Origin of the sequence: Variovorax sp. 679 (assembly GCF_003952185.1) — a bacterium.
In the GTDB taxonomy this organism is placed as follows: Bacteria; Pseudomonadota; Gammaproteobacteria; order Burkholderiales; family Burkholderiaceae_C; genus Variovorax.
Genome location: NZ_RXFS01000014.1, coordinates 70,228 through 96,915, shown reverse-complemented (window position 1 = coordinate 96,915; position 26,688 = coordinate 70,228). Strand labels below are relative to the sequence as shown.

Annotated in this window: 25 protein-coding genes and 1 tRNA gene; 9 read left to right on the top strand and 17 right to left on the bottom strand. The window is 65.6% G+C overall.

What is annotated here, in order from left to right:
- Positions 1–16 precede the first annotated feature (16 nt).
- Together EJO71_RS29625 and EJO71_RS29620 are read right to left on the bottom strand one after the other, a co-directional pair.
- On the bottom strand, positions 17–1,570 hold the full coding sequence (locus EJO71_RS29625) for an MFS transporter (RefSeq protein WP_125952205.1): 1,554 nt from the start codon (positions 1,568–1,570) through the stop codon (positions 17–19).
- Entirely contained in the window at positions 1,567–2,049 is a 483-nt protein-coding gene (locus EJO71_RS29620) for a MerR family transcriptional regulator (protein ID WP_125952206.1), read from the bottom strand. The genes EJO71_RS29625 and EJO71_RS29620 overlap by 4 nt, the downstream gene beginning before the upstream one ends.
- Positions 2,050–2,136: 87 nt before the next feature.
- On the opposite strand from EJO71_RS29620, the gene EJO71_RS29615 reads away from it, so the two are divergent.
- Positions 2,137–3,045, top strand: coding sequence for an NAD(P)-dependent oxidoreductase (locus EJO71_RS29615; protein WP_125952207.1), 909 nt, complete (start codon positions 2,137–2,139; stop codon positions 3,043–3,045).
- A 66-nt stretch (positions 3,046–3,111) separates the two neighbouring features.
- Here the strand turns inward: EJO71_RS29615 and EJO71_RS29610 are convergent, their stop codons facing one another.
- The 3 genes from EJO71_RS29610 to EJO71_RS29600 form a co-directional block, all read right to left on the bottom strand.
- Positions 3,112–3,951 (bottom strand): BON domain-containing protein, encoded by an 840-nt coding sequence (locus EJO71_RS29610; RefSeq protein ID WP_125952208.1) that lies wholly within the window; start codon positions 3,949–3,951, stop codon positions 3,112–3,114.
- Positions 3,948–4,559 carry an SIS domain-containing protein gene (locus tag EJO71_RS29605; RefSeq protein WP_125952209.1) on the bottom strand — a complete coding sequence of 204 codons (612 nt, stop codon included), beginning with the start codon at positions 4,557–4,559 and terminating at the stop codon, positions 3,948–3,950. The genes EJO71_RS29610 and EJO71_RS29605 overlap by 4 nt, the downstream gene beginning before the upstream one ends.
- An 86-nt stretch (positions 4,560–4,645) precedes the next feature.
- The gene (locus tag EJO71_RS29600; RefSeq protein WP_125952210.1) at positions 4,646–5,026 is read right to left on the bottom strand and encodes a YraN family protein; all 381 of its coding nucleotides are present in this window, start codon (positions 5,024–5,026) and stop codon (positions 4,646–4,648) included.
- Between the two features lie 71 nt (positions 5,027–5,097).
- Here EJO71_RS29600 and rsmI point away from each other — a divergent pair, with 71 nt between their 5' ends.
- On the top strand, positions 5,098–6,045 hold the full coding sequence (gene rsmI / locus EJO71_RS29595) for a 16S rRNA (cytidine(1402)-2'-O)-methyltransferase (RefSeq protein WP_125952211.1): 948 nt from the start codon (positions 5,098–5,100) through the stop codon (positions 6,043–6,045).
- Here rsmI and EJO71_RS29590 read toward each other — a convergent pair.
- Together EJO71_RS29590 and EJO71_RS29585 are read right to left on the bottom strand one after the other, a co-directional pair.
- Complete coding sequence (locus EJO71_RS29590) at positions 6,042–6,584, bottom strand: RNA 2'-phosphotransferase (protein WP_125952212.1); 543 nt, start codon at positions 6,582–6,584, stop codon at positions 6,042–6,044. The genes rsmI and EJO71_RS29590 overlap by 4 nt on opposite strands.
- Positions 6,581–7,474, bottom strand: a complete 894-nt coding sequence (locus tag EJO71_RS29585) for a LysR family transcriptional regulator (RefSeq protein ID WP_125952213.1) — start codon at positions 7,472–7,474, stop codon at positions 6,581–6,583. Before EJO71_RS29585 ends, EJO71_RS29590 begins: the two co-directional genes overlap by 4 nt.
- A 97-nt stretch (positions 7,475–7,571) precedes the next feature.
- Between EJO71_RS29585 and EJO71_RS29580 the strand changes: the two genes are divergently transcribed.
- On the top strand, positions 7,572–8,081 hold the full coding sequence (locus EJO71_RS29580) for a hypothetical protein (RefSeq protein WP_125952214.1): 510 nt from the start codon (positions 7,572–7,574) through the stop codon (positions 8,079–8,081).
- 24 nt (positions 8,082–8,105) lie between these two features.
- Here the strand turns inward: EJO71_RS29580 and EJO71_RS29575 are convergent, their stop codons facing one another.
- From EJO71_RS29575 to tssI, 5 genes are all read right to left on the bottom strand, one after another.
- On the bottom strand, positions 8,106–8,834 hold the full coding sequence (locus EJO71_RS29575) for a glutathione S-transferase (protein WP_125952215.1): 729 nt from the start codon (positions 8,832–8,834) through the stop codon (positions 8,106–8,108).
- 119 nt (positions 8,835–8,953) lie between these two features.
- On the bottom strand, positions 8,954–9,460 hold the full coding sequence (locus EJO71_RS29570; protein ID WP_125952216.1) for a hypothetical protein: 507 nt from the start codon (positions 9,458–9,460) through the stop codon (positions 8,954–8,956).
- Positions 9,461–9,681: 221 nt separating this feature from the next.
- Positions 9,682–10,257 (bottom strand): hypothetical protein, encoded by a 576-nt coding sequence (locus EJO71_RS29565; protein WP_125952217.1) that lies wholly within the window; start codon positions 10,255–10,257, stop codon positions 9,682–9,684.
- Positions 10,235–12,100 (bottom strand): LysM peptidoglycan-binding domain-containing protein, encoded by a 1,866-nt coding sequence (locus EJO71_RS29560; RefSeq protein ID WP_125952218.1) that lies wholly within the window; start codon positions 12,098–12,100, stop codon positions 10,235–10,237. Before EJO71_RS29560 ends, EJO71_RS29565 begins: the two co-directional genes overlap by 23 nt.
- 16 nt (positions 12,101–12,116) lie before the next feature.
- Entirely contained in the window at positions 12,117–14,855 is a 2,739-nt protein-coding gene (gene tssI, locus EJO71_RS29555; RefSeq protein ID WP_125952219.1) for a type VI secretion system Vgr family protein, read from the bottom strand.
- Positions 14,856–15,043: 188 nt separating this feature from the next.
- On the opposite strand from tssI, the gene EJO71_RS29550 reads away from it, so the two are divergent.
- Positions 15,044–15,382, top strand: coding sequence for a hypothetical protein (locus EJO71_RS29550; RefSeq protein WP_171022560.1), 339 nt, complete (start codon positions 15,044–15,046; stop codon positions 15,380–15,382).
- 20 nt (positions 15,383–15,402) lie between these two features.
- Here EJO71_RS29550 and EJO71_RS29545 read toward each other — a convergent pair.
- Both EJO71_RS29545 and EJO71_RS29540 read right to left on the bottom strand, forming a co-directional pair.
- Positions 15,403–15,477: transfer RNA gene (locus tag EJO71_RS29545), tRNA-Arg, on the bottom strand.
- Between the two features lie 43 nt (positions 15,478–15,520).
- Positions 15,521–16,195, bottom strand: coding sequence for a TetR family transcriptional regulator (locus EJO71_RS29540; RefSeq protein WP_125952221.1), 675 nt, complete (start codon positions 16,193–16,195; stop codon positions 15,521–15,523).
- A gap of 178 nt (positions 16,196–16,373) precedes the next feature.
- Between EJO71_RS29540 and EJO71_RS29535 the strand changes: the two genes are divergently transcribed.
- The 4 genes from EJO71_RS29535 (at position 16,374) to EJO71_RS29520 (ending at position 23,202) form a co-directional block, all read left to right on the top strand.
- Complete coding sequence (locus tag EJO71_RS29535) at positions 16,374–17,660, top strand: efflux RND transporter periplasmic adaptor subunit (protein ID WP_125952222.1); 1,287 nt, start codon at positions 16,374–16,376, stop codon at positions 17,658–17,660.
- A gap of 18 nt (positions 17,661–17,678) precedes the next feature.
- Positions 17,679–20,843 (top strand): efflux RND transporter permease subunit, encoded by a 3,165-nt coding sequence (locus EJO71_RS29530; protein ID WP_125952223.1) that lies wholly within the window; start codon positions 17,679–17,681, stop codon positions 20,841–20,843.
- 160 nt (positions 20,844–21,003) lie between these two features.
- The gene (locus EJO71_RS29525; protein WP_125952224.1) at positions 21,004–22,434 is read left to right on the top strand and encodes an efflux transporter outer membrane subunit; all 1,431 of its coding nucleotides are present in this window, start codon (positions 21,004–21,006) and stop codon (positions 22,432–22,434) included.
- A 153-nt stretch (positions 22,435–22,587) separates the two neighbouring features.
- A complete protein-coding gene (locus tag EJO71_RS29520; protein ID WP_125952225.1) occupies positions 22,588–23,202 on the top strand; it encodes a c-type cytochrome in 615 nt (204 codons plus the stop codon).
- A gap of 55 nt (positions 23,203–23,257) precedes the next feature.
- On the opposite strand, the gene EJO71_RS29515 is transcribed toward EJO71_RS29520, so the two are convergent.
- The 3 genes from EJO71_RS29515 to EJO71_RS29505 all read right to left on the bottom strand — a co-directional run bounded on the left by EJO71_RS29515 (position 23,258) and on the right by EJO71_RS29505 (position 25,354).
- The gene (locus EJO71_RS29515; RefSeq protein ID WP_125952226.1) at positions 23,258–23,812 is read right to left on the bottom strand and encodes a DUF2946 family protein; all 555 of its coding nucleotides are present in this window, start codon (positions 23,810–23,812) and stop codon (positions 23,258–23,260) included.
- Positions 23,805–24,839 carry an alpha/beta fold hydrolase gene (locus tag EJO71_RS29510; protein WP_125952293.1) on the bottom strand — a complete coding sequence of 345 codons (1,035 nt, stop codon included), beginning with the start codon at positions 24,837–24,839 and terminating at the stop codon, positions 23,805–23,807. Before EJO71_RS29510 ends, EJO71_RS29515 begins: the two co-directional genes overlap by 8 nt.
- A gap of 62 nt (positions 24,840–24,901) precedes the next feature.
- Positions 24,902–25,354: a nuclear transport factor 2 family protein gene (locus EJO71_RS29505; protein WP_125952227.1), complete on the bottom strand. Its 453-nt coding sequence runs from the start codon at positions 25,352–25,354 to the stop codon at positions 24,902–24,904.
- 217 nt (positions 25,355–25,571) lie between these two features.
- Here EJO71_RS29505 and rutA point away from each other — a divergent pair, with 217 nt between their 5' ends.
- Positions 25,572–26,684 (top strand): pyrimidine utilization protein A, encoded by a 1,113-nt coding sequence (rutA, locus tag EJO71_RS29500; RefSeq protein ID WP_125952228.1) that lies wholly within the window; start codon positions 25,572–25,574, stop codon positions 26,682–26,684.
- Positions 26,685–26,688: the final 4 nt, after the last annotated feature.

Here is a 26,688-nt window from a genome sequence, read left to right as displayed (position 1 = left end):
CGCCGCAGCGGAACGGTCAGTCGATCGTCCGCTGCCACGCGGCAAAGATGCCTGCCGCCAGCGCAATCACAGCCATCGCGGTGAAGCCGTCCAGCGAGGCCATGAAGGTGGCCTGCTGTTCGAGCGTGCGGTAGAGCGTGCCGAGCGCCATCGCATGCGCCTCGCCTGCCGCATGGCCGGCCGCGGCGAAGCCTCGGGTCAGTGAGTCCAGCGCCTGCATGAAGCTCGCGTTCGCGGGGTTGGCCGATTCGCTCAAACGCACCTCGTGCAGCGCCAGCCGGTGCTGCTGCAGAGCGATCACGGTCGACGTCGCGAACGAGATCGCCAGCTGGCGCACGAGATTCTTGAGCCGGTAGCCGTGCGCGAACTCCTCCGCCGCGAAGGGCTTGAAGGTGAGGTTCGCCACCGGCAGCACGACGAACAGCATCAGCAGTCCGCGCAGCAGCAGCGGCACCAGCAGGGCCTCTCGCCCGGCCTGCGGAGTAACCTTCGAGAGCCACCACGCCGCCAGCGCCGCGATGCCGAAGCCAGTGACGATGAGCCACTTCTTGCGCGCCAGCCGGGCCGAGTACTTCAGGTAGACGAACACCAGCAGCCCGGTCGCCAGCGAGGCCGCGCCCGTGAAGTAGCCGGTGTTGCCAACGGTGAAGCCGAGGCCGCCTTCCATCATCCGCGGCAGCAGATAGCTGAAACCCGTCGAGAGGTAGTAGTAGACGACGTAGAGCGCCAGCCCGATGCGGAACGACGCATTGCGCAGCGCATGCAGCCGTACCAGCGGCGCAGGATGCTGCCACTGCTGCCAGCCGAACCACGCGAGCCCCGCGACGCCGGCGATGGTGAGGCCGATGAGCGCCGGCGAGCCGGTGAACAGCTCGAAGTGCGAGCGCGTCAGCACCACCTGCAGCGCGGCCTGCGCGAGCGCGAACACCACGTAGGCGATGTAGTGCGGCTCGGTGCGTTCGTGCGGCTCGACGTCGCCGATGTCGGGCAGCGTCCAGAGCACGAGCAGCCCGATCAGCGCCGCGACGGGCGCGGTGCTCGCGAACAGCCAGCGCCAGTCGAACTCGGTCACGAGGAATGCGCCGGCAATGGGCGCCAGCGCGCCGCCGAAGACGATCAGCACCATGAAGGCCTTCAGCGCCTTGGCGCGGCGCGCGGGCGGAATGCCGATCTGGATCAGGATGCGGCAGGCGCCCAGCATCGGGCCGACGAAATAGCCCTGCACGGCGCGCGCGAGCGTGAGCTGCGTCGAGCTGTCGCACAGCGCCGCCCCCACGCCGCCCACGGCGAAGGCGAACATGCAGACGGCCAGGTAGCGCCGGTAGCCCAGCCGCTCGATCCACGCGTGCTGCTGCAGGATGCCGAGCACCGCGCCCAGCGCGTAGGCGCTCGAGGCCCACACGAGCTCGTCGGGCGAGGCGTTCACGCCGCCGGCGATGTAGCTGGCGAAGAAGGCGAAGAGCGCGTTGTCGAAGTAGTCGATGGCCGTGACGAGGCCGATGGCCCAGGGCAGCAGCGCGACCGCGGCGTTGCTGCCGCGCGGAGGCCACGCCAGGGCCGGAGAGGTCATGGTGCCGGCCGCTCCTTGCGGCGGCTTTCCAGCGCCTCCTCGACGGGCTCGCCGGCGAGACGGCGCTCCACATAGTCGAGGTCGCGCCTCAGCTGTGCCTGCATCGCCGCCGCCTCCTTGAGTTCCCTGCGGACCTGCGCCACGCGCGCGTCGAGCGTCTGCAGCTGCCCGGTGAGCGTTTCGCGCAGCGTCTTGAGCGAGGCATTCGACAGCCGCGGGCGGCCGCCTTCGGCCGGCGCCTCCATCGGCTGCTGCAGCATGGTGGTGACGGCCGTGAGCGAGAAGCCCAGCGAGCGCATGCGCAGCGCGCGCGCCAGCTTGTCGAGATCGGCCTGCTCGTAGAGGCGGTAGCCGCCCTCGCTGCGCACCGGCACCACGATGCCCAGCTCCTCGTAGTACTTGAGCGTGCGCGGCGTGACACCGAGCCGGGCCGCGGCATCGCGCACGGTGATGGTCCTGGCGGGGTTCGGGTCGGTCATGATGTTGGCATTTTACCCAAACCTGTACGTTCACGTATAGGTTTGAGCCATCACACCTGTCGTGGAATGGCCTTAAGCTGTCGGCCCATGAGCAGCATCAACCCCCGCACCTACGAATCCATCCCCGCCCAGACGGTGGCTTTTCTCGGCCTCGGCGTCATGGGCGGCCCGATGGCCGGCCACCTGGCCAAGGCCGGCCACAGCGTCACGGTCTACAACCGCACCCCCGCCAAGGCGCAGGCCTGGGCCGCCGAATTCGGCCCGCCCGGCCGCCACGCCGCCACCCCGCGCGAAGCGGCCGCCGGTGCCGACATCGTGTTCTGCTGCGTCGGCAATGACGATGACCTGCGCTCGGTGGTGCTGGGCGACGACGGTGCCTTCGCCGGCATGAAGAAGGGGGCGGCGCTGGTCGACCACACCACCGCCTCGGCCGACGTGGCGCGCGAACTCTCCAAGGCCGCTCAGGCGCTGGGCCTGCACTTCATCGACGCGCCCGTCTCGGGCGGCCAGGCCGGCGCGCAGAACGGCGCGCTCACGGTGATGTGCGGCGGCGACGCGGCGGTGTTCGAACGCATCAAGCCGGTGGCCATGGCGTTCTCGCGCGCGGTCACGCTGCTGGGCGAGAGCGGCGCCGGCCAGCTCGCAAAGATGGTGAACCAGATCGCCATCGCGGGCCTGGTGCAGGGCCTGTCGGAAGCCATTGCCTTCGGCCAGCGCGCCGGGCTCGACATGGAAGCCGTGCTGGGCGTCATCAGCAAGGGCGCCGCCCAGAGCTGGCAGATGGAGAACCGCGGCAAGACCATGATCGAAGGCAAGTTCGACTACGGCTTCGCGGTCGACTGGATGCGCAAGGACCTGGGCCTGGTGCTCGACGAAGCCAAGCGCAACGGCGCGCGCGTGCCGGTGACGGCGCTGGTCGACCAGTTCTATGCCGATGTGCAGCAGGCCGGCGGGCAGCGCTGGGACACGTCGAGCCTCATCACGCGGCTCAAGTAGCAAGCAGAGAACCAAACAAAAAAGCCCGCATCAGCGGGCTTTTTTGTTGGCCAGGCTCCGCTTGCTTCAGCGCACCGGCGAGGTCGTCGCGCCGCTCGAGGACGGCGTGGACGTGGAGGAGCCCGACGCGGGCAGCGGCTCCATCGGCGGCAACGGCACGCGCGAGGTGGAGGAAGAAGAAGACGACGAAGAAGGCGTCGAAGGCGTCGAAGGCGTTGCCGAGGTCACCGGCGCCGGTCCCGTGCCGCCGCGCTGCGCTGCGGCCTGGTTCGCCGCCTGGCTGGCCGCCAGATCGGCCTCGCTAACGACCTCGACCACGCGCACGACCTTGACCACGCCCGACACGCCGCGCGTGATTTCGGTGGCGCGATCGGTCTCGCGCCGCGTGGCAATGCCCATCAGGTAGACCACGCCGCGCTCGGTCACCACCTTGAAGGAATTGGCGAAGATGTCCTTGGCATCGAGCAGCGAGGCTTTCACCTTTCCGGTGATGTACAGGTCGTTCGAGCGGTCCTGGAAGGTGCTCGAGGAGCCGACGGTCAGCTCGTTGACCACCGAACGCACGTTCACGATGCGGCCCACTTCCTCTTCGACGCGGCGGCGGTCGGCGTCGCTGCCCACCGCACCGGTCAGCAGCACCTGGCGGTTGTAGCTGGTGACGCTCACGTACATCTGGTCGTTGGCGATGTCGCGCACGCGGGCCGCGGCGCGCAGCTCGATGCCCTGGTCGTCCAGTTGCGCGCCCGAACTGCGGCGGTCGGTGGCCACCATGCCCACGCCCACCACGGCCGCGCCGCCGACGACGAGCGGCACGCAGGCGGACAGGCCCGCGACCAGAGCGGCGCCCAGGGTCAGGGCAAGGGCGAAACGTTGGGTCGACGTCGTCGTCATGGTCTTCAAGGTCATGAGGAGGCTTCCTGTTCTCCGAGTAGTTGGGCATCCACGCCGTCGCACAGGCAGTGCAGCGCGATCTGGTGGATCTCGTGAATGCGCGCCGCACGCTCGTGCGGCACGCTGATCTGGACGTCGGTCTCGCGCAGTGCGCGGCCGATGGCGCCGCCCGAACCCGATGCGGCATTGCCGAGCAGGGCGACCACGGTCATGTCGCGCTCGTGCGCCGCGGCCACCGCGGCAAGCACCGCCGCCGACTGGCCGCTCACGCTCAGGGCAAGCAGCACATCGCCGGCCTGGCCGAGCGCGCGCACCTGCCGGGCGAAGCGATCGGCATCCGTGGCGCTGGCGCTGTCGGCTTCCGGGTCGGTGGCGTCGCCGGGCAACGCGATGGCGCCGAGCTCGGGACGTTCACGTTCGAACCGCCCCACGAACTGCGCGGCGAACTGGGCCGCCAACAGCCCCGACACGCCGGCTCCGCAGGCGAGCACCTTGCCGCCGCTGGTGACGCACGCCAGGATGGCCTGCATCGCTTGGGAGATGGGTTTGCTGAGGACCGGCCCGGTCTGGTATTTGAGGTCGGCACTGTCGATGAAGTGCTGCTGAATCCGTTGCTCGAGCATGAGGCGGGATGATAACTGGGGGTCGTGAAACAAGACGTTTGAGTTGTGGAGCCTTCGGCAACGCTTCAGTTCCCTTGCGGGACGCATCAGCCGGCGTCGAAGGCCGCCTGCAACCAGGTGATTTTCTCCTCGACCAGCACCACGTCGAAGCGGCACGGCGGCACTGCGCGCAGCCGGCTCAGGTAGTGCTGCGCGGCGAACACGATGCGCCGCTGCTTCGGCCCCGTGATGCTGCCGCCCGCGCCGCCGTGCGCGCCGGTGCTGCGCTGGCGGACCTCAACGAACACCAGTGTGCCTCCGGGCAAAGGGCGCGGATCGCGCATGATCAGGTCGATCTCGCCGCCGCCGCGCCCGGGCGTCCGATAATTGCGCGCGAGCAGCACGAGGCCGGCGTCCCGCAGGTGGTCGAGCGCGGCGTCTTCCGCCGCATCGCCCCGATGCTTCGTTGTTTTGTTGTCGGTCTTCATGGCCCTCCCTGTCTGCGGCCTGCTTGCGTTCTATTTTTCTGACTTCTTTTTCGTTCCGACGGAGAAACCTCTTGGCTTCACTCGCCCCTGCTTCTTTCGGCGCCGCCCTCGCGGCCGCGCACGACGCCGCGGGTGCGCAGCATTATCCGCAGGGCACGCTCTATGTCGTCGCCACGCCGATCGGCAACCTGGCCGACATCACGCTGCGCGCACTGCACGTGCTGCAACTGGTGGACGCCATCGCCTGCGAGGACACGCGCCACACGCAGGCCCTGCTGCGCGCCTACGGCATCGACCGCCCCGGATCCCGGCTGCTGGCGGTGCACCAGCACAACGAGGCCGAGGCCGCGCAGGCCGTGGTCGCAAGGCTCGCGCAGGGTGAACGAATTGCCTACGTCAGCGATGCCGGCACGCCCGGCGTGAGCGACCCCGGCGCGCGCCTCGCAGCCGCCGTGCGCGCGGCAGGGCAGCGCGTGCTGCCGCTGCCGGGTGCCAGCAGCGTGACCACGCTGGTCGGCGCGGCAGGGCTGGTGGCCGATGGTGGTGACGGCAATGCGAGCAGCGCCTTTGTCTTCGCGGGCTTCCTTCCAAGCAAGGCCGGGGAGCGCGACGCAGCCGTGCAGGCGCTGTCGCAGGAGCCGCGCGCCGTGGTGCTGCTGGAAGCGCCGCACCGCGTCGAAAACCTCGCGCGCGCGCTGGCCACGCTGGGCGAGCGGCGCGTCACAGTGGGCAGAGAACTCACCAAGCAGTTCGAGGAAATCGCCACCGTCGCGGCCAGCGCGTTGCCCGACTGGTTCAGCGCCGATCGCGACCGCACGCGCGGCGAATTCGCGCTGGTGCTGCACCCCGTGGCGGTGAGCGACGACGGCGGCGCCGAAGGCGAGCGAGTGCTGCGCCTGCTGCTGGCCGAATTGCCGGTGAAGACCGCGGTGAAGCTTGCGGCCGAGATCAGCGGTGCCCCGCGCAATACGTTGTACGACGCTGCGCTGCGCATCCGCAACGAAGCGGAACCGGACTAGTCGTCCGGCAGGAGAAACTCCGGCGGTACGGCGGCTGTCAGCCAGACCCCGTTCTCCGCACGATGGAAAACGCCGCCCAGCGAGTGCATGCGGCCCGCGTCGACCTTGAGCACATGCGCCTTGCCATGGCGCTGCCCCACCTGCACCGCCGTGGTCTCGTCGGCGGACAGGTGCACGTGCTGCCGCGAACCGGGCAGCAGGCCTTGTTCGCGGATCGCAGCCAGAAAACGCGTGGCCGTTCCGTGGAAAAGCAGCGAAGGCGGCGCGACTGCCTCGAAGCTGCGGCTGACCTGCGGCGTGGAATGGCCTTGCAGTGCGCGAATGTGCTGCCCGTCGGTCGACAATTCGTAACGCTTCTTCGCGCCTGAGTTCACCGCGCGCACGACATCCGCCGTCGTCAGATCGCGTCCCGCCGCCGCGGCCCCCGCCACCAGCGCCTCGATGCCTGCCCAGCCCTGCGCATCGAGCCTCAGTCCGATGGACTCCGGCGCATGCCTCAGCACATAGGCGATGAACTTGCTGACGTCTTCGGGCGTCATCGGGTCTTCCAGTGGTCGCCGTGCGCGAGCAGTGCGTCCATCAGCCGCTGCACGTGCGCGGTCGGTGGCCGGTCGGCAGCATGGAACACGTGGTAGTCGAGCGACGGATAGCCCTGCAGGGGAATCGCCACCAGGCCATTGGGAATGTGGCAACAGGCATTCACCACCGTCAGGCCAAAGCCCAACTGGGCGAAGCGCAGCATCAGCTCCCAGCCATTGGCTTCGAGCGATGGCTGCCACTGCACCGACTCGGCCTGCAGCAGGCGGCCGAGCAATTCGCGGTGCGGCCTCCCCGCCGGCGGCACGATCAGTTGTGCGCCTTTCAGGTCGCGCAGGCGCACCGACTTGCGCGAAGCCAGCGCATGCGCGCGCGGTACGACCAGCACCTGCCCCACGGAAGTCAATCGAACGGCGTGCAAGTCGGCCGGCACGGTGCCGAGCGGTGCGATGCCCAGCTGCGCCTGGCCTGCACGCACCGCCTGGATCGACTCGTCGCGATCGCGCGTGAGCAGTTGCAGTTGCGGCGATGCGCCCGCCCCTGAAAACCGCGACAGCGCCTTGCCCAGCAGGTAGAGGTATGCGCCCTCGCCGGCGGCCAGCGTGACGACAGGCGCGTCTTCCCCTTGGGCCAGCCCCTTCACGAAACGCTGGTTGAACGCGAGCAACTCCCGCGCATGCCGCGCGACCTGCTCGCCCGTGGCCGTGAGTTCGAGAGCACCGCCCACCCGTACGTAGAGCCTTGCGTCGATCTGCTCCGACAGCTTGCGCACCTTGGCATGCAGCGCCGGCTGGCTGATGTGCAGCAGGCGCGCCGACTCGCTGAAGTTCAGCGTATCGGCGAACACGGCGAACGACTGCAGCGCATCGAGGTTCGTGCGTGGAATGTCCATCTATCCATTTTATGGATAGCACATCCAATATCAGTAGTTCCTGGTGATGACTTTCATTTCTACGATCCGCCCACTTCAAGACAAAGAGGAACAAGAAATGAAACACGCATCTGCATCCGCATCCGGACTCCCCCGGCTTGGCATCGACATCGGCCGCGTGCTGATCGCGGCCGAAGGCGCCGGAGGCGCGGACACCTCCTTCATCGGCGGCTCGCTGCAGGACGCGCTGGACACGCCGCCCTACGAAGGCATGTTCGAGGCCGTGGCGCCGCTGGTCGAAAGATTCGAAGGCCGCGTCTGGCTCGTGTCGAAATGCGGGCCGAGCGTGCAGGCCAAGAGCCGCGCGTGGCTGCATCACCATCGCTTCTTCGAACGCACCGGCGTGCCTGCGGCGAATCTGCGCTTCTGCCTGCAGCGCCCGCAGAAGGCCGATCACTGCCGCGAATTGCGCATCACGCATTTCATCGACGACCGGACCGACGTGCTGCGCCATCTGGAAGGCATCGTGCCGAAGCGGTATCTGTTCGGCCCGCAGCGCAAGCCGGTGACAGTGGAGGGGCTGGTGCTGCTGCCGGCATGGAGGGACGCCGCGGCGCTCGTCGGCTGAGCGCACGGCCGGCGCTTGGCTGGCCTAGCCGTCCAGTTCGGCGTAGCGCCTGAAGATGCCGTCTTCGTTGAACGCGATGCGGCGAGGGCTCTGCAGATAGGCCTGCACACTCTGGCGTCGCCGGACATTGACGTGCAGCTTCTCGACCGCGGGAGTGGCCGCCAGTGCACGGGCCGTGGCTTTTGGAAACGCGTAGCGCAGGCCGTCCACCAGTTGAAACAGCGAAAGGTCCGCGTAGGTCAGCGTGTCGCCAACCAAGTGCAGGCTGCCCGCGGGATTGCATTGCAGCACCCGCTCGAACCAATCGAGGAATTTCGGAATGCGCTCGTCACGAAAGGCCCGGGCACGCAGCACCGCCGCATCGCGTTGGTCTTCGTAGTAGGCGCCAACCGAAATCGGATGGTGCGTGTCGTGCGCCTCGGCCACCGCGTCGGCGATAGTGAGCTGAAGTTGATGTGTCCACAGCCCGTCCGATTCGCCCACGCCCGAGAGGCCGAGCCTGGGGCCCAGGTACAGCAGGATCGCGGCGGTCTGGCCGACCACGATGTCGCCATCAACGAGGAACGGCGGCGCGAACGCCGGGCGCGCGCTGTTGAGGTCGCCCAGCCGCTCACCCAGCGCGGATTCGCCGCCGCCCTCGGCCTCGGGCAACCGCGCCACATCTACATAGTCCGCGCCAGCCGCCTCGAGCGCGAGCCGCACGAATTCACCGCGGCCCTGGATGGTGGGCCAGTAATGGAGTTGGTAGGGCATGCGGGGATGGTGGCACGGGCAGGGAGCGGGGGCAATCACGAGCGCCTCGCAGCAAGGGCACGGACTCGTGCGTCAGCACCAGCGCTCCGTGATCCAAGCATTTGCTCAAGTCCCTGCCCTTAAGGAGCTCGAGTGATTGGAGGAAGAAGTGAGCAGAAGGCACGCTCAATCTCTTTCGCTCTTGCGGGCGCCTTCAACACTTGCGGGTAGGTTTTGACCCTTCTCGTACCAACCGTGAAGCTCATCATGCGGAAGGATCTTTCTCCGTCATAAAAAATGATCCCATCCAATCCGTCACGGGCATTTGTCTCCAGATGCCTGAAGGAGCGCAACACATGGCTCAGTGCAGAGAAAGATTCACTATCGCGTTCGATGAAAACCTTTCTGAGCAAATCATCTGGAATTTTCAAGAGGCGATTGTTGAAGTACAACATCGAGTCATTGTTTTTCCATTGAATATCGCAAGCAGAGTCGATGCGATCGCTATTCGCAAACTCTTTAATTTTTCCTGCAATCTCTTGACTTTCCATGCCACCCCCGAGGCTACCCCATGCAACAAAATGATCGCTCCGCGACCCAGCAAAAGAGTCAATCGGAAGCAGAATGCAAATTGCAAGAGCAGCCATGCCTGCAACACGCCTCTGAAGAAGATTCATCATCTCATTTCCCCAGGGCAATCGCACACCCTTTGCCATCCAAGAATACTGACTCGAGCATCGACGCATTCGCACACGCAATTCACACGGCAATTACTTGCTACCTCCAACTCTATGAAGCAGGAGTAATCAAAGAAAAAGCAAACAGGAAGCATGCCTGATCAAGACTGCGGCAATTGGATGATTTATTTTTATGACGCCCTGGTGATGGGGGGCAAAAGAGCACAAAACGCCTCCTCCACATCCTCTTTCATTGGAATATTTCCCTGTGAAGCAACAGCCACAGATTCAACTCTCCGCGTCCTGACTGTAAAGCTCATTATTTTCATCTCGGGCTGGCGCGAGTAGACAATGATTCCATCAAGGCCATCGTGGTGCGGAAATTCTGCGTCCCTGTAGCTTCTCAATGCAGCATCCAATTGTTTCATTTTTGTTTTCTTTTTCCCCAAGAAAACATCCCGAACCAGCCCATCATCGATCGATGGTGGGCGCCTTTTCATATACAAAAGTGAATCTCCCATTTTCCATTGCCCATCGCACTCGACCGACTTATTTGCAAGAAAATCAACAATAATTCGATCGACCTCTTTCCCATCAGAAGAGCGATCAAGATTCACCCACACCACATACGGCCCACCAGCATATCCAGCAAAAGAAAAAATCGGAAATAGAACAACAAAGAGAAGCGCTCCTTGCCGCAACAACTTAAATGCGAATGATCGCAATCGAAAAACCAAAGCCATATCACCTGAAATTTGGAGTTGCATTTGCCGCACTAGATTTATCAGCCTCAATTCCCATCCCTTTATTAATCTCTGACGCGCTCCGCTCCTCTATTCCGGGATTCAGAAGATCTCTCCTGGCTTGCTCATAATAAGCAATCGGAACAAAATATTTCAGGTAGGTCGAGCTCCCCTTATGTCTGATGATTTCACCTTTTTTGTTTTTCGTCACATATGGAGCGACAGGCACAACATTGACATATGAGAAGTTGATCTGACTCCCCTGATTCCCTCCAAGTAAAACCAATCCATTGGATCCGCTCTTTGCGTATACAAATCCAACATGCTGCCCTGAACCCGCCGAAGACGTAACCATGGCAATGGCTCCATAAATCGGCCTTTCCAGCTCAACAAATAATGGATTTCTGATCTTTTTCGTCACCTTTTCCGACTTCTCTTTTGGTCCATCTACTTCGTAGAATCCATGCGCTCGTGCTTTCGCCACTTTGCGCCCCGGATAGTTCATGTTCTCGATGGGGTAGTTTGCTTGCATCAGACACCAATTCACAAAGGCCGCGCACCAGGCGTTACTCCTCCCGATCATGGATTTGATGCTGTCGTCAACTTCGACGTGATAGTTGATCTTGTCCTGCAGCGTGAACTCAGTCTCCCCGCGCCTGAGCTTTGCTTCGGCAATGGCAATAGGCATCCAAGGCGCCCGCCCCGACATCGGGTTGATGAGGGCAAGAACCTTCCCTGTTCCCTCTTTCGATCGCTCCGAATCCGATGACCTGATTCCAGATGAAACAGGCGGTGGTGCGGGAGCAGAAACACTTGCGCGCCTCGGAGGAGGCCCCAGACTCGGCGGTGCACTCACAGGTGGGGGCTTGGCGGCCAAGGGCGGAGGACTCGATGACCTGCCGTCCGGCTTTGCCTTGCCGCTCCCGGTGATCAACAGCACCTCACCGGGATAGATGCTGTCACTCTCCAATTCATTGGCCTCCTTGATGGCTTCCACGCTGGAGCGATACAGCTTCGCGATCTTCCAGAGACTGTCCCCAGGCTGCACCACGTAGCTCATGGGCTTCCTCTGCCCCGCCGTCGAGCTGTTGACCTTCTCCGATCCGGCAACGCCCTTCCATCTCCTGAATTTCGCCAGCAGATTGAAATCCTTCCCGACGTCGCCCTGAATGGTTCCGACCACCACGGCCTTCTTGCTCCTCGGCTCCGCCACCTTGACGTGCACGGCCGATTTGTCGGCAGGATGAATCACTGGAGGAAATCGCCCCGTGGCATCGGACTTGACCGTTTCCTCCTTGCCTCCTCTTTGCAGAATGATCTCGGCGCCGGGCAACGGCTGACTGCCATCCGTCGCATTGATCCTGCTCACGGCAACCCAGGTTTCCTTTCGGGTCTCGGCGTTGGCGTGATACCCCTCGATCTCCGCAATGCTGTTCACTATTTTTTCAAGTTCGGCATCGCTGCACTCGCCAATCTTTCTGCTGGCTGGAATGCCGCTCGTTTTGAGCAGATCGCGCGCATATTTTTCCGTGTCGTTTTCCTTCTTCGGGGCGTAGATGGGAATGGCTTCCGGGATCGTCCTGTCGCCGTGCAGTCGCTTCAGGTTCGCCTTCAGTTCCTCTCGCCCCGCATCTTCATCGGGGAAGATCAGGAAGGTCCTGCCCGATCTGGTCGTGGCGAATCCGACGTAGCCCTTTGCCTTTCTGGGCGCGGGCACCCCGTCGACCATCCGGGCTGTCAGGTCGCCGGGGTTGTTGATGCGCCATGGCAGCGTTCCGCCCGAGCGCAGCAGGTGCCGGCCGTCTTCGCAGATGAACTCGGCGACTTCGATATTGGGGTGGTAGGTAGCGGATATCAGCTTGGGCATGCTTGGTCTCTCGCGCTCAGGCCAGGCTGCTCAGATGAGCTTCGACCGCCGACTCGGTGAGGAAGCGACTGAAGGCCGAGGTGCCACCCGGCGGGACATATCTCGAATTTTCGGCATCGGGCGGTTCATCGTCCTCGTCGCCTTCGTCGCTGTCCGGACTGCCCTGCAGCGCGTGGATCGTCGGGACAGGCGCCCAGTCCCAAGCCTCTTCGCCCACGATCAGCACCGCCTCGTCGGGCGTCTCGAAGCTGATCCTGGGGAGCCGCCCGTCGTCGGGAATCACTCCCTCCGCCTTGATTTCCTGTTTCTCGCCGAGGATCCGGTAGGGCTGTCCCGCCATCTCCACGTGCTTGAAGACTTCGTCGCTGCCAAGAGGTGCAAAGCGAACGCTGTATTTGTCGTCATGGCTCACGCCCTGCATGCGAAGGCGCTTGTCCACGTCCATCGGCCCCGCATAGCTGTGGGTAGCGGCGTGTTCGCGCCAGAGGCCCCTGGTTCCATGCACGATGCCGGAGGCGGTCCACTTGCTGAAGCTGCCGCCTCCGTTGATCACGATCTCCTCTTTCGCGGTGATGCTGATCCTCTCCGCCTCCAGCTTGATATCCAGCTTGGCCAGCAGGTTGATGCTGTTCTGCAGCGCGACGATGTCGATGCCCGCGGTCGCGGCAGTCAGGCGGATGGCCTTGTAGGCGAACACGCGCGCGGCCTCTCTGACGCTCACCAGGAAGCTCTTGCCCGCGCTGATGCTGGTGTGGCCACCACTGCTCAGTGCGTTGTGCGTGATGCAGGCAATGTGGGTGGCGCCCGCTGCGGTGCTCTGGATGCCGGCCGCGCTGGCGAGCACCAGGTGAGGCTCGCTGAGCTCCGGAAACGTGCTCCGCCCCGAACCACCGCCCTTGATCGCGTCGTTCTGCTCCTTGAGCGCCTTGGTGACCGCGTCCTGGTCACCCCCTTCATGAGCCCTGGCCTCCTGCGCGGTCTGGCTCTGGCGCTCATGCAGATCGCGCGCGGCCGTCAGGCGAGCGATGGTTTCTCCGAGGTCGGTGATATGCGCCTGTGCGCCGGGCCGTGCCTCGGTGGTGAGCAGCAGCCCCAATGCGGCACGCACAGCGGCGTGGCCATCGGTACGCAATTCAGCGCCCTCGCCTCGGTCATCCTTGCGGCCCGAGGTGTCGTCGATGCGGCCGACATGACCGAGGCTCAGGCTGCTGCAGAGGTGATCGCTCTTGAGTTGCGCCTGGAGCTTTCCATGATGGTCATCCAGCGCCAGGTGATTACCCCTTGCCCCGCTCGGGCGGCCCGCGCCGTCGCTCGCGCCCAACTCGCGGCTGCGGATGCCCGAGAGATTCTTCTGGTCGGGCAGATGCCACGCAGGCATGTTCTCGGCGTTGAACACGCGGCCGGTGACGATCGGGCAGTCCGGGTCGCCGCTCAGAAAGTCGACGACCACCTCATGGCCGACCCGTGGCAACGCGACCGCGCCGAACGCATCGCCGGCCCAGGCCATTGACACGCGCACCCAGCAACTGGAGCTCTCGTCGTGTTGGCCGAGGCGATCCCAGTGGAACTGGACCTTGACGCGGCCGTACTGATCGACCCATATCTCTTCATTCTTCGGACCGACCACGATGGCGGTCTGCGGACCGCGCGTGCGAGGCTTCGGCGTGATGCGCGGGGGCCGCCATGCATGGTTGACTGGCTGCGCCTCGAAGCCGAAGCGCTGGATGGAGCCTTCGCCCGCATCGGCGCCTTCGCTGGCCCGGAGGTTTTCCTGCAGCTCGTAGTCGACGGCTGTCACGAGGTATTGCTGGTTCTGGTCGTCCCTCGGATGGCTCGCAAGCCGGAAGGTGTAGCCCGGTGCGAGTTCACGTCTGTTGGAACGCCCGCTCGCAGTGCAGCGTCCGGTCAGCTGCTCCTCGGTCCGGATGCGCGTGCAGGTCTCGCCGTCGTCGTATTGCCTGTAGCCGCCGGGCCATTCGTAGAGTTCGAAGTCGTCGTGCGCATGGCCTGGGCGCATCTGCCGCTGGCAGGAAAGATCCGCTCTCGGCTTGAGCGGGTCGTAGTCGTTGGTGAAGTGAAGACCCGACCGGATTTCCTCGCCGGACGTCCATTCGTAGATGCGCTCGTTCGGGCTCGTGCCCCCTCCGGTCATGCCCGCCTTCTCCAGGGGATGGAAGCGCACGACGTCTCCTCCCGGCAGCGGATCGTGCGAAGTCGCGATGTCGTCCGCGAACACCAGCATATGCCGTTCCGCTTCATGCCTGAAGTAGTAGCAGATGCCTTCCAGTTCGCACAGGCGCGAGATGTACGAGAAGTCGCTCTCGTGGTACTGCACGCAGTAGTCCCGGACGCGGTACTCGCGGCCGAGTCTTTTCTCGATGGGGTAGCCGTAGCCGCCGAGCACGTCGGCGAGGATTTCCGGAACCGTCTTGTTCTGGAAGATGCGGAAGTCGCTTCGGCGCGTCGCGAGCCACAGCCACGGGCGCAGCTTCAAGCGATAGAAGGAATGGCGGGCATCTTCCCCGGTCAGGCCGAAGGATGCGACGACACCGCCCAGATGGCGCGTGCCCCCGCTCTCCGTCTGCACCGCCACGCTGGCGGGCCTGCCAAGCAGCATCTTCGGGTCGACGCTGTTGCTGCTGCCCAGCAGGTCGACCTCGAAGTCATAGAGCTGGCTCAGCGCTTCGCGGCCCGTCAAGCGGTGGAATTGCAGCGCCTCCCCCGCAGGCGTTCGAATGGTGACGCGACGTGTCATCGCACCGCCGAAGACGCAAGAACGCACGCCGGGCGCATATGCCGGCACGTGCCATCGAAGATGGACATGGATCCTCCCTGAAATCGTCGCCGCTCTGATCGGCGGCATGTTTCGTCGGAGTATCCGAGGGCCCTGGGTCTTCCATCAGACAACGGCGAGATGCCGTGCCGATTCGTGAACGAATGCGCATGCAGCCGGCCGCACAGCTCCCTGCCGACTTGCACTTCTTATTTATTTACTTTTGTTATTTAAAGATAGTAGTAGTAGATAAGGGTAAACCCGCGCTGTGGACAGCACCGTTTTTTCCTTGCGCGACAAGGACTTGCGAATCGCATACCGTTGTGTGTGCGCCTGCTTCGGGACTGCACCGGAAATGGAACAACATCGCAGAAGCTGTTCCCGCTGTGGATAAGACCCGACTTGTGCCGAAACTGTCCCCAGAGTTGTCTGATACCTGGTGGACGCTCGCAAGCTGGCGGCTTGCGCAGTTTGCTGCGCTGAAAAACAAAAAAGCCGGACACCTTTGAAAAGTGTCCGGCTTGGTAGCTGGTCCCGCCGCCAGGAATCGAACCTGGATCTCAGCCTTCGGAGGGCCGAATTCTATCCGTTGAAATACAGCGAGGAATCTGGGTCCGGCATTCACCGGAGCCACGCATTATCGCCTATCAGGCGACGACGGTTTCGGCCTCGTCCGCAACGGTCGCGCCCGGCGGCTGCCGGGTGAACCCGAGCCCCGCAAGGTAGACCCTGAAAGTGCGCCTGCCCGTGGGCACCAGGTCGAAGGCCTCGGGGTCGAGCAGCCAGTTCTGGATGAGCCCGCTGATCAGCGCGTGGAGCCCCTGCGCCGCCACATGGCCCGGCACCGGCAGTTTGAGGCGGCCGCGGCGTGCGGCCATGCGAAGGGCCTTTTCGAAATCGGCCACGCAGGCGTTGCGGGCGTCGAGATGGCGCTGCTGCACGGAAGCCATGTCGTGCGTGTATTCGACCTTGTGGGTTGCGATGTCGAACACGCGGCGCACCTGCAGGTCGGTGGTCATGAGTGTGAGCGCATGGACCATGCCCTCCTCGATCTCCGCCAGCGGGTCGTCGACGCCGGGAGCGGTCGCCGCCGCCCTCGGCGTGGCCTCCAGGGGCAGGATGACGCGCTCCATCATCGCGTTGAAGAGATCGGCCTTGTCCTTGAAGTGCCAATAGATGGCGCCGCGCGTTGCGCCGGCCTGCTGCGCGATCTGCTGCAGCGTGGTCTGCGAAACACCCTGTGCCTGAAACAGCAGCTCCGCGGCATCGAGCAACCGATGCCGCGTGGCCAATGCTTCTTCCTTCGTACGACGTGCCACCAAGTCTCCTGATTTGTAAAGACAACGCCCTCTATGTATCGTGGGGCCATTGCGTGGCTGTCACTATACATCCATGAATGTATGTAAACTAGCCGGCTTCCCCGATGGCCGACCTGGCTGTACAGGTTTCCGGTTCGCACCGCGAGCCCGCCATCTCCCGTCTTCGCATCAAAGGAATCGCATGCCTCTCCTGCATGTTTCGCGCCAATCGTCCTTTTCGCCGCGCCTCGCGACCGTGGCCGCCGTTGTCCTGCTGGTCCTCGCCGGCTGTGGCAAGAGCGACGCGCCCGGAGGTCCGGGCGGTGGGGGCGGTGGCGGTGGTCACCCAGCGCCCGAAGTCGGCGTGGTCGTGGCCGCGCCGACCGACGTCGGCCTCGTCACCGAACTGCCCGGCCGCCTCGAAGCCTCCCGCGTCGCCCAGGTTCGCGCCCGCGCCTCGGGTATCCTGCTGAAGCGCGAATTCCGCGAAGGCAGCGACGTGAAGGCCGGCCAGCTGCTGTTCCGCATCGATCCGGCACCGCTGGTGGCCGCCACCCAGAACGCGCAGGCCACGCTGGCCCGCGCCGAAGCCAATGCAGTGCAGGCCAAGGCCCTGGCCGAGCGCTACAAGCCGCTGGTCGAGGCCAATGCGGTCAGCAAGCAGGAATACGCGACCGCCGTGGCCTCCGCCAAGCAGGCCGAAGCCGACGTGGTCTCGGGCCGCGCAGCCCTGCAGACCGCGAAGATCAACCAGAGCTATGCCGACGTGACCTCGCCCATCGCGGGCCGCATCGGCCGCGCCCTCGTCACCGAAGGCGCGCTGGTGGGCCAGGGCGACGCCACCGAGCTGGCCGTGGTGCAGCAGATCAACCCGCTGTACGTGAACTTCACGCAGTCGGCCTCCGACGCCATGAAGCTGCGCCGCGCCGTGGCTGCCGGCCAGTACAAGCGCGCGAGCGGCGAGGAAGCGGCGACCATCCGCGTGGTGCTGGAAGACGGCACCGACTACCCGCTCGAAGGCAAGCTGCTGTTCTCCGACCTCACGGTCGACTCCACCACCGGCCAGGTCACGCTGCGCGCCGAAGTGCCCAACCCCAAGGGCGAGCTGCTGCCCGGCCTGTACGTGCGGGTGAAGCTCGAGCAGGCGCAGGCCACCAACGCGATCACTCTGCCGCAGCAGGCCGTCACGCGCACCCAGCAGGGTGACACCGTCTCGGTGGTCGACAAGGACGGCAAGATCAGCAAGCGCGAAGTGAAGATCAGCGCCGCCAAGGACAACCAGTGGGTGGTACTCGACGGCCTGAAGGCCGGCGAGCAGGTGATGGTCGACGGCTTCCAGAAGCTGCAGATGATGCCGCCCGGCACGCCGGTGAAGGCGGTTCCGTGGACCAGGCCGAACCCGAACGGCGAAGCGGCCAAGCCGGCCGCCGCGGGAGCCGCATCGACGGCGCCCGCCACGGCCGAGAAGACCCCGGCCGACAAGAAGTAATCAGGAGCGCCCCCTCAAATGGCCAAGTTTTTCATCGACCGACCGATCTTCGCCTGGGTGATCGCACTGTTCATCCTGGTGGTGGGCGGCGTGTCAATCACCCAGCTGCCGATCTCGCAGTACCCGCCGGTGGCGCCGCCCGCCATCGTCATCAACGTCGCCTACCCCGGCGCCTCGGCCCAGACGCTCGAGGACAGCGTGCTGTCCGTCATCGAGCGTGAAATGAACGGCTCGCCGGGCCTGATCTACATGGAATCGGTGGCCCAGGCCGACGGCACCGGCTCCATCACGATCAGCTTCGAGCCCGGCACCAACGACGACCTCGCGCAGGTTGACGTGCAGAACCGGCTGTCGCGCGCGACGCCGCGCCTGCCGGCCGCCGTGACGCAGCAGGGCGTGCGCGTGGACAAGTCGCGCAACAACTTCCTGATGTTCGTGATGCTGTCTTCCGACAACCCGAACTTCGACCCGGTTGCGCTCGGCGACTACGCCGCGCGCAACGTGGTGCCCGAACTGCAGCGCGTGGTCGGCGTGGGCCAGGCACAGCTCTTCGGCTCCGAGAACGCGATGCGCGTGTGGATCGATCCGGCCAAGCTGCAGGGCTTCAACCTGTCGGCGACCGACGTCAACAACGCCATCCGCGCGCAGAACGCGCAAGTGTCCTCGGGCACGCTGGGCGACCTGCCCAACATCCCGGGCCAGGCCATCGCGGCCACGGTGACGGTGAATGGCCAGCTCGTCAACGTCGAGCAGTTCAAGAACATCGTGCTGCGCGCCAACACCGACGGCTCGACCGTGCGGCTGAAGGACGTGGCGCGCGTCGAACTCGGCGGCCAGTCGTACGCCACCTCGGCGCGCCTGAACGGCGTGCCCGCGGTCGGTGTCGGCGTGCAGCCCACACCCAACGGCAACGCGCTGCAGTCGGCCAAGGCGATCCGCGCCAAGATGACCGAGCTCGAGCGCTACTTCCCGCAGGGCGTGAAGTGGGCCATTCCGTACGACAGCTCGCGCTTCGTGCAGATCTCGATCACCGAAGTGGTCAAGACGCTGCTGGAAGCCGTGGCGCTGGTGTTCATCGTGATGTTCCTGTTCCTGCAGAACTGGCGCTACACGATCATCCCGACCATCGTGGTGCCGATCGCGCTGCTGGGCACCTTCGCCTCGCTGCTGGCGTTGGGCTTCTCGATCAACGTGCTGACCATGTTCGGCATGGTGCTGGTGATCGGTATCGTGGTGGACGACGCCATCGTGGTGGTGGAGAACGTCGAGCGCATCATGAGCGAGGAGGGGCTGTCGCCGCTCGAAGCCACCCGCAAGGCGATGCGTCAGATCTCCGGCGCCATCATCGGCGTGACGGTGGTGCTGATCTCGGTGTTCGTGCCGCTGGCCTTCTTCGCGGGCTCCACCGGCAACATCTACCGCCAGTTCTCGGCGGTGATGGTGGCCTCGATCGCCTTCTCGGCCTTCATGGCGCTGTCGCTCACGCCGGCGCTGTGCGCCACGCTGCTCAAGCCCGTCGAGGCGGGCCACCACCACGAGAAGACCGGCTTCTTCGGCTGGTTCAACCGTGGCTTCGCACGCACGGCCAAGGGCTATGAAGGCGTGGTCGCGCGCATCCTGCGCCGCGCCGCGCGCTACCTGGTGATCTACGTCGCGATCATCGGCGCGGTGGTGTTCACCTACACCCGGCTGCCGAGCTCGTTCCTGCCGCAGGAAGACCAGGGCAACATCATCGTGAACGTGCAGCTGCCGCCTGGCGCGACGCAGGAGCGCGCGCTGTCCGTCATGCAACAGGTCGAGGGCTTCATCCTGAAGCAACCCGAAGTGGAGAGCATGGTGGGCGTGATGGGCTTCAGCTTCTCCGGCCAGGGCCAGAACGCAGGCCTCGCCTTCGTGACGCTGAAGGACTGGGAAGAGCGCAAGGACCCGGCCCACTCGGCCAGCGCGCTGGCCGGCCGTGCCTTCGGTGCGCTGTCGGGCATCCGCGACGCCTTCATCTACCCGCTGAGCCCGCCGCCCATTCCCGAACTGGGCAATGCCAGCGGCTTCAGCTTCCGCCTGCAGGACCGCTCGGGCGCAGGCCACGATGCGCTGATCAGCGCACGCAACCAGCTGCTGGGCATGGCCTCGCAGAGCAAGGTGCTGGCGCAGGTCCGTCCGGACGGCCTGGAAGACGCGCCGCAGCTGCAGATCGACATCGACCGCGACAAGGCGAACGCGCTGGGCGTGAGCTTCGACGCGATCAACGCGACGCTGTCGACCGGCCTGGGTTCGAGCTACATCAACGACTTCCCGAACCGCGGCCGCCTGCAGCGCGTGGTGGTGCAGGCCGACGCTCCGGCGCGGATGCAGCCCGACGACCTGCTCAAGCTGAACGCCAGCAACACGCAGGGCCAGCCGGTGCCTCTGTCGGCCTTCGCGACCACCAAGTGGGTCACGGGCGCCACGCAGACGGTGCGCTACAACGGCTACCCGGCGATCCGTATCAGCGGCGACGCGGCACCCGGCTACAGCACGGGCGCCGCGATGGCCGAGATGGAAAAGCTCGCCAAGCAGCTGCCGCAAGGCTTCGGCTTCGAATGGACCGGCCAGTCGCGCGAAGAAAAGCTCGCGGGTTCGCAGGCCATCGTGCTGTACGCCTTCGCGATCCTGGCGGTGTTCCTCTGCCTGGCCGCGCTGTACGAGAGCTGGTCGATCCCGCTGTCGGTGATCCTGGTGGTGCCGCTGGGCGTGCTGGGTGTGCTGGTGGCGACGATGCTGCGCTCCTATTCGAACGACGTGTACTTCCAGGTGGGGCTGATCACCATCATCGGCCTCTCGGCGAAGAACGCGATTCTGATCATCGAGTTCGCGAAGGATCTGCAGGCACAGGGCAAGGGGATCATCGAATCGGCGCTGGAAGCCGCCCACCTGCGGTTCCGTCCGATCATCATGACCTCGCTGGCCTTCGGCCTCGGCGTCGTGCCGCTGTTCATCGCCTCGGGCGCTGGCTCTGCGAGCCAGCGCGCCATCGGCACCGGCGTGCTCGGCGGCATGGTGACGGGCACCGCCCTCGCCGTGATCTTCGTGCCGGTGTTCTTCGTGGTGGTGCGCAAGCTGTTCAAGGGCAGCGCGCGCCAGCATGAGGCCGACAAGCGGCACGCCGAAGCCGCCGGCATTGCCCCGGAGCAACCCCAACCATGATCAAACCCGGGCACACCCCCAGGCTTCGCGCACTGCGTGTCGCTGCGCCCACCCCCTTGCAGGGGGCAACACCTGCGGCCCGGCAGAGCCGGTTCCGCGGTGTTTTCCGAACAGGCCGTGCTGTGCTTGCAGCGCGAGCGGCCATGGAGTCACTATGACAATGACGAAATTCATTCCAACAGCCCTGGCCGCCGCGATGCTGCTGGCCGGCTGCTCGCTGATCCCGACCTACGAGCGCCCCGCCGCGCCAGTGCCGACCACCTACCCCGGCGACCCGGCGCAGCCGTCCGGCCAGGCCGCGGCCAACCTGCCGTGGCAGGACTTCTTCACCGACCCGCGGCTCGCGGGCCTGATCCGGACCTCGCTCGCGAACAACCGCGACCTGCGGGTGTCGGTGCTCAACATCGAGCAGGCGCGCGCGCAGTTCCAGATCGAGCGCTCGAGCCTGTTCCCGGCGCTGGGCCTGACGGGCACCGGCTCGCGTTCGAGCCCCAACGCCTACCAGGCGATCGACCCGAGCCAGGGCAGCGTGTCGTCGCAGTACGCCGTCAACTTCGGCTTCACCTCGTGGGAGATCGATTTCTTCGGCCGCATCCGCGCGCTGAAGGACCAGGCTCTGGCGCAATACCTCGCCACGGACGAGACCCGCAAGGCGGTGCAGATCAGCCTGATCGCTTCAGTGGCCAACGGCTGGCTCACGCTGCTGGCCGACGACGAGCTGCTCGAGATCACGCGCCAGACCATGGTGACGCGCGAGGAGTCGGTGCGCCTCACGAAGCTGCGCTTCGACAACGGCGTGTCGTCGGAGCTCGACTACCAGGCCGCGAACGGACAGCTCGAAGCGGCACGCGCGGCCTACGCGCAGCAGCAGCGCACCCGCGCACAGGACGAGAACGCTCTCGCCCTGCTGCTGGGCGCGCCGGTGCCGGCCGATGCGACGGCAGGCGGCGCCAAGGGACTGGACGGCATCAAGCCGATGGCCGACGTGCCGGCCGGCCTGCCTTCCGACCTGCTGGCGGAGCGGCCCGACATCCGCTCGGCCGAGCAGACCCTGATCGCAGCCAACGCCAACATCGGCGCGGCGCGCGCGAACTTCTTCCCGCGCGTGTCGCTGACGAGCTCGATCGGCACCGCGAGCAGCGAGTTCTCGGGCCTGTTCGACCGCGGCTCCAAGGCCTGGTCCTTTGCGCCGACGGTGACGCTGCCGATCTTCGACGCCGGCCGCAACATCGCCACGCTCGACTCGGCCAAGGCCGGGCGCGAGATCGCGGTGGCGCAGTACGAGAAGTCGATCCAGACGGCGTTCCGCGAAGTGGCCGACGCGCTCGCGGGCCGCGCCACGCTAGGCGAGCAGGTGCGCGCGCAGCGTGCACAGGCCGATGCGGAAGCGGTGCGCTACAAGCTCTCCGACCTGCGCTATCGCAACGGCATTGCCAGCGCGCTCGACCTGCTCGATGCGCAGCGCTCGCTGTTCACGGCGCAGCAGTCGGCGGTGAACTCGCGCCTGCTGCAACTGCAGAACCAGGTCACGCTCTACCGGACGCTGGGTGGCGGCTGGGCCACGCGCGACGGTAACGGCGAGAAGGGCTGAAAAAACTCCAGGGCGTCTCGCGCTCGATCAGGGCCGAGACGCCAAGGCGTCCCATAAGGGTGCTCCCTTGCCCCCGCCGGCAAGGGCACTCCCTATAATCGCCGGTTGGTTAGGAAAAGCCCCCCGACGAGCCCCCGATAATTGAGGACGCGAATGAGCGCAGACCCGCATTACCAGGCCACAGAAGAAGCCCATACCGGGCCGATCAAGAACCCGAAGCAACTGCTGCTCGCGGTATTTTTCTCCTTCGTTGTCCCGATCCTGATCATCGTGGGTCTTGTCTCCTACGTGGTCTCGGGCAACAAGCCCGCCGGCACCGCGGAGGGCGACAACATGGCGCTCTACGGCGTGACCAAGGAAGCGCGCGACCGTGACGTGGCCGAGCGCCTCAAGAAGGTCGGCTCCATCGAGATTCGCGACGCCAACCGCCCGCTCGCAGCCGGCGAGGCCGTCTTCAAGGCCCAGTGCGTCGCCTGCCACGGAGCTCCCGGCATTCCCGGTGCTCCTCACCTGAACGACGCTGCAGCCTGGGGCCCGCGCATCGGCCAAGGCTATGCAACGCTGCTCGAACATGCCCTGAAGGGCAAGGGCGCGATGCCTCCGCAGGGCGGCGGCGACTTCGAAGACCTCGAAGTGGGCCGCGCGGTGGTCTACATGGCCAACGCAGCCGGCGGCAAATTCCCCGTGCCGGATCGTCCGGCGGCCGCTGCGGCGCCTGCCGAAGGCGCTTCGGGTGCGGCAGCTGCAGCCAGCGCACCAGCCAAGTAAGCGTTTTCCCTGATCAGTCACGAAAGAAAGCCGGCCCAGCGCCGGCTTTTTTCATTCAGCCACGCGAAACGGCTTCGACGTGGCGTTCGGCAGGACTCAGCACGTGGCCGAAGCGCGCGGGCAATTCGCTGGCCTGCACCGCCTCCGGTGTCCACAGGCCACGCTCGACGGCTTCGGCCGCGATGCCCACGTCCTGCGTGTGCACCAGGCCGAGCCCGAGCGGCGAAGCCAGGTAGAGCCGGCCTTCCTCGTCGAGCAGGCAGTCCGACACCTCGGCCGCCTTGCCCGTATGGGCCGCGACGCTGAAGCCACCGCCCGTTTCTTCGGCAATGCGCCACACCAGCGGCGACGCCTCCAGCTCCACATACACGCGCTGCGGCCCGTTCTGGAAGAACCACTGGCCTTCGTCGTCGTGCTCGTAGTTGCGGTGGATGAATTCGATCAGCTTGTCGTGCCGCAGCATCGAGCCCTTGGCCGAACGGAACGGGCCCATGGCCTGCGTGCGGTCGTCGCGCATGTACCAGTTGCCGCGCGCGTCGAGGCCGAGCCAGCCGTAGCAGTGCGGCACGTTGGGCCATTTGGCGAGCGCTTGTTTGACGATGTCATCCATGACGGCATTCTCGTCCTGGCGACAAGCCCCCACCGTCAGCGGAAGCGCCGCCGTGCAGCTGCAGCCAACCGCCGACCCGCTCCGGCATGCCGCGCACATGCCCTGGCGGCGGCCCCATCGGAAAGCCGACATGCCCACCGTGCTCAGGCTGCCACAGCGTGACATGCGCGCCCACCTCGCCGGGCTTCGGCAGGCTCTGCGCCGGAATGAACGGATCGTTGCGTGCGTTCACCACCAGCGCGGGCACGCGGATCGATGACAGGTGCGGCTTGGCCGAGCCCCGCGCCCAGTAGTCGTCGGTATCGCGAAAGCCATGCAGCGGGGCGGTGAAGACGTCGTCGAATTCGTAGAGGTTGCGCGACGACATCAGCCTCTCGCGGTCGAACAGGCCCGGGAACTGCGCCAGCTTGGCCAGCGCCTTGGGCTTCATGGTCGCGAGGAACATGCGCGTGTAGACCAGCTTGTTGAAGCCCCGGCCGATGGCGTCACCACCCGCCGCGAGGTCGAGCGGCGCGCAGACCGAGGCCACGGCGCTCACCACGCTCGAAGCGGTTTCGCCCGCTTCCGAAGCCCATCGCATCAGCGCATTGCCGCCGAGCGACACGCCCGCCGCCAGCACCGGCCCTCCGCCCTTGCCTGAATGCTGCTCGCGCATGCGCGCGAGGATCCAGCCGATCTCCTCGAAGTCGCCAGAGTGGTAGGCGCGCGGCGCCAGGTTCAGTTCGCCGCTGCAGCCGCGGAAATGCGGCACTGCGAAGGCCATGTCGCGAGATGCCGCAAAGGCGGCGAAGGCTTCGGCGTAGTGGCTGCGAGACGAGCCTTCGAGCCCGTGGAACAGCACCAGCAGAGGCCGCGGGCCGGGCACGGGTGCATCCACGAAGTCGACGTCGATGAAGTCGCCGTCCGGCGTGGGCCAGCGTTCACGCCGGTACACGGGGGCCGGTCCGTCGAAGCGCCGGGCATAGAGCGCGGCCCAGATGGTCTGCAGGTTGCCGCCGGGCAGCCAGAGCGGCGCCGCGTAGTCCATCGCCTGAAGGGAAGAAGGAGGATGCGACGCGGAAGGAGCGGGAGAAGCGACGAAGGAAGACATCAATGCAGGGTCTGGGGCGGATCGTTCGCGTCGTCCGGCTCGCGCGCGCTGCCGGGGCTCGCATGGTGCGCCACCATGCGCCAGCCCTGCGCGGTCTTGTGATAGACGTTGGTGGCCAGCACGAAGGCATGGCGCGGGCCTTCGGCCGTGAGCACCTCGATGCGTTCGAGCACGTTGTGCACCGCGCTCGCGAGCGAATCGATCTTGCGCACCCGCGCGGGCATGGCGTGGATCGCGCCGTTGCCGAACATCTGCTCGAAGGCCGCGCGGATCGCCACGGCACCCACCAGCCTCGGACCGCCGGGGTGCACGCAGAACACCTCGTCCTCGTCGGCCCAGCAGGCCATCAGCGCATCGATGTCGCCGCGCTGCAGCGCTTCGTAGAAGGCCGCCTCGACGTCATCGGCAGTGCCGCCGATGGCCGCGGCGGCGCGGAGTGGGGTCTTGGGCATTGCGCGATTTTGCCGCGCAGTCCGTGACGCCGGCACTGCACCGCTTTGGTCCGGGCCGCACCGTGCTGCCGCAAACCTGTCGGATCGCCTGCTCCGTTTTGGACCAAATGGTCAAAACATGAAAGCCAATTTTTCGTAAGTCGTTGATTTAGAAAGATTTATCCAACTGGCACGGCGCATGCAAGGAGCTTTTCGACCTCGCAACAGGAGCCCTTCCATGAACGTCGGCATCTTCATTCCCATCGGCAACAACGGCTGGCTGCTTTCCGAAAACGCCCCGCAGTACAAGCCCAGCTTCGAACTCAACAAGCAGATCACCCTGAAGGCGGAGCACTACGGCGTGGACTTCGCGCTGTCCATGATCAAGCTGCGCGGCTTCGGCGGCAAGACGGAGTTCTGGGACCACAACCTCGAGTCCTTCACGCTCATGGCTGGCCTCGCCGCAGTCACCAGCAGGATCAAGCTCTTCGCCACCGCCGCTTCGCTGGTGATGCCGCCGGCCATCGTGGCGCGCATGTCGTCAACCATCGATTCGATCTCCAACGGCCGCTTCGGCCTCAACCTCGTCACCGGCTGGCAGCGGCCCGAGTACTCGCAGATGGGCATGTGGCCCGGCGACCAGTTCTTCGGCACCCGCTACCAGTACCTGTCCGAATACATCCAGGTGCTGCGCGACCTCTGGGGCAAGGGCACGTCCGACTTCAAGGGCGACCACTTCAGGATGGACGACTGCCGCCTGAGCCCGCAGCCGCAGGCCGACATGAAGGTGATCTGCGCCGGCCAGAGCGACGCGGGCATGGAGTTCTCCGCGAAGTACGCCGACTACAACTTCTGCTTCGGCAAGGGCGTGAACACGCCCAGGGCCTTCGCACCGGCGGCCGAAAAGCTCATCGAGGCCACCGCGAAGACCGGCCGCAAGGTCACGACCTATGTGCTGATGATGGTGATCGCCGACGAAACCGACGAGGCCGCGCGCGCCAAATGGGAGCACTACAAGGCCGGCGCCGATCACGAGGCGATCGCATGGCTGGGCCAGCAGGGCGCGGCCGACACGAAGTCGGGCGCCGACACCAACGTGCGCCAGATGGCCGACCCGACCTCCGCCGTGAACATCAACATGGGCACGCTGGTCGGCTCGTACGGGAACGTCGCGCGCATGCTCGACGAAGTGGCCGAGGTGCCCGGCACCGAAGGCGTGCTGCTGACCTTCGACGACTTCGTGCAGGGCGTCGAGGCCTTCGGCGAGCGCATCCAGCCGCTGATGAAGAGCCGCGCGCATGTGCAGAGCCCCGTGCCCTCGCAGGTCGAGCCAGAGCGCCTGGCGGCATGACGGG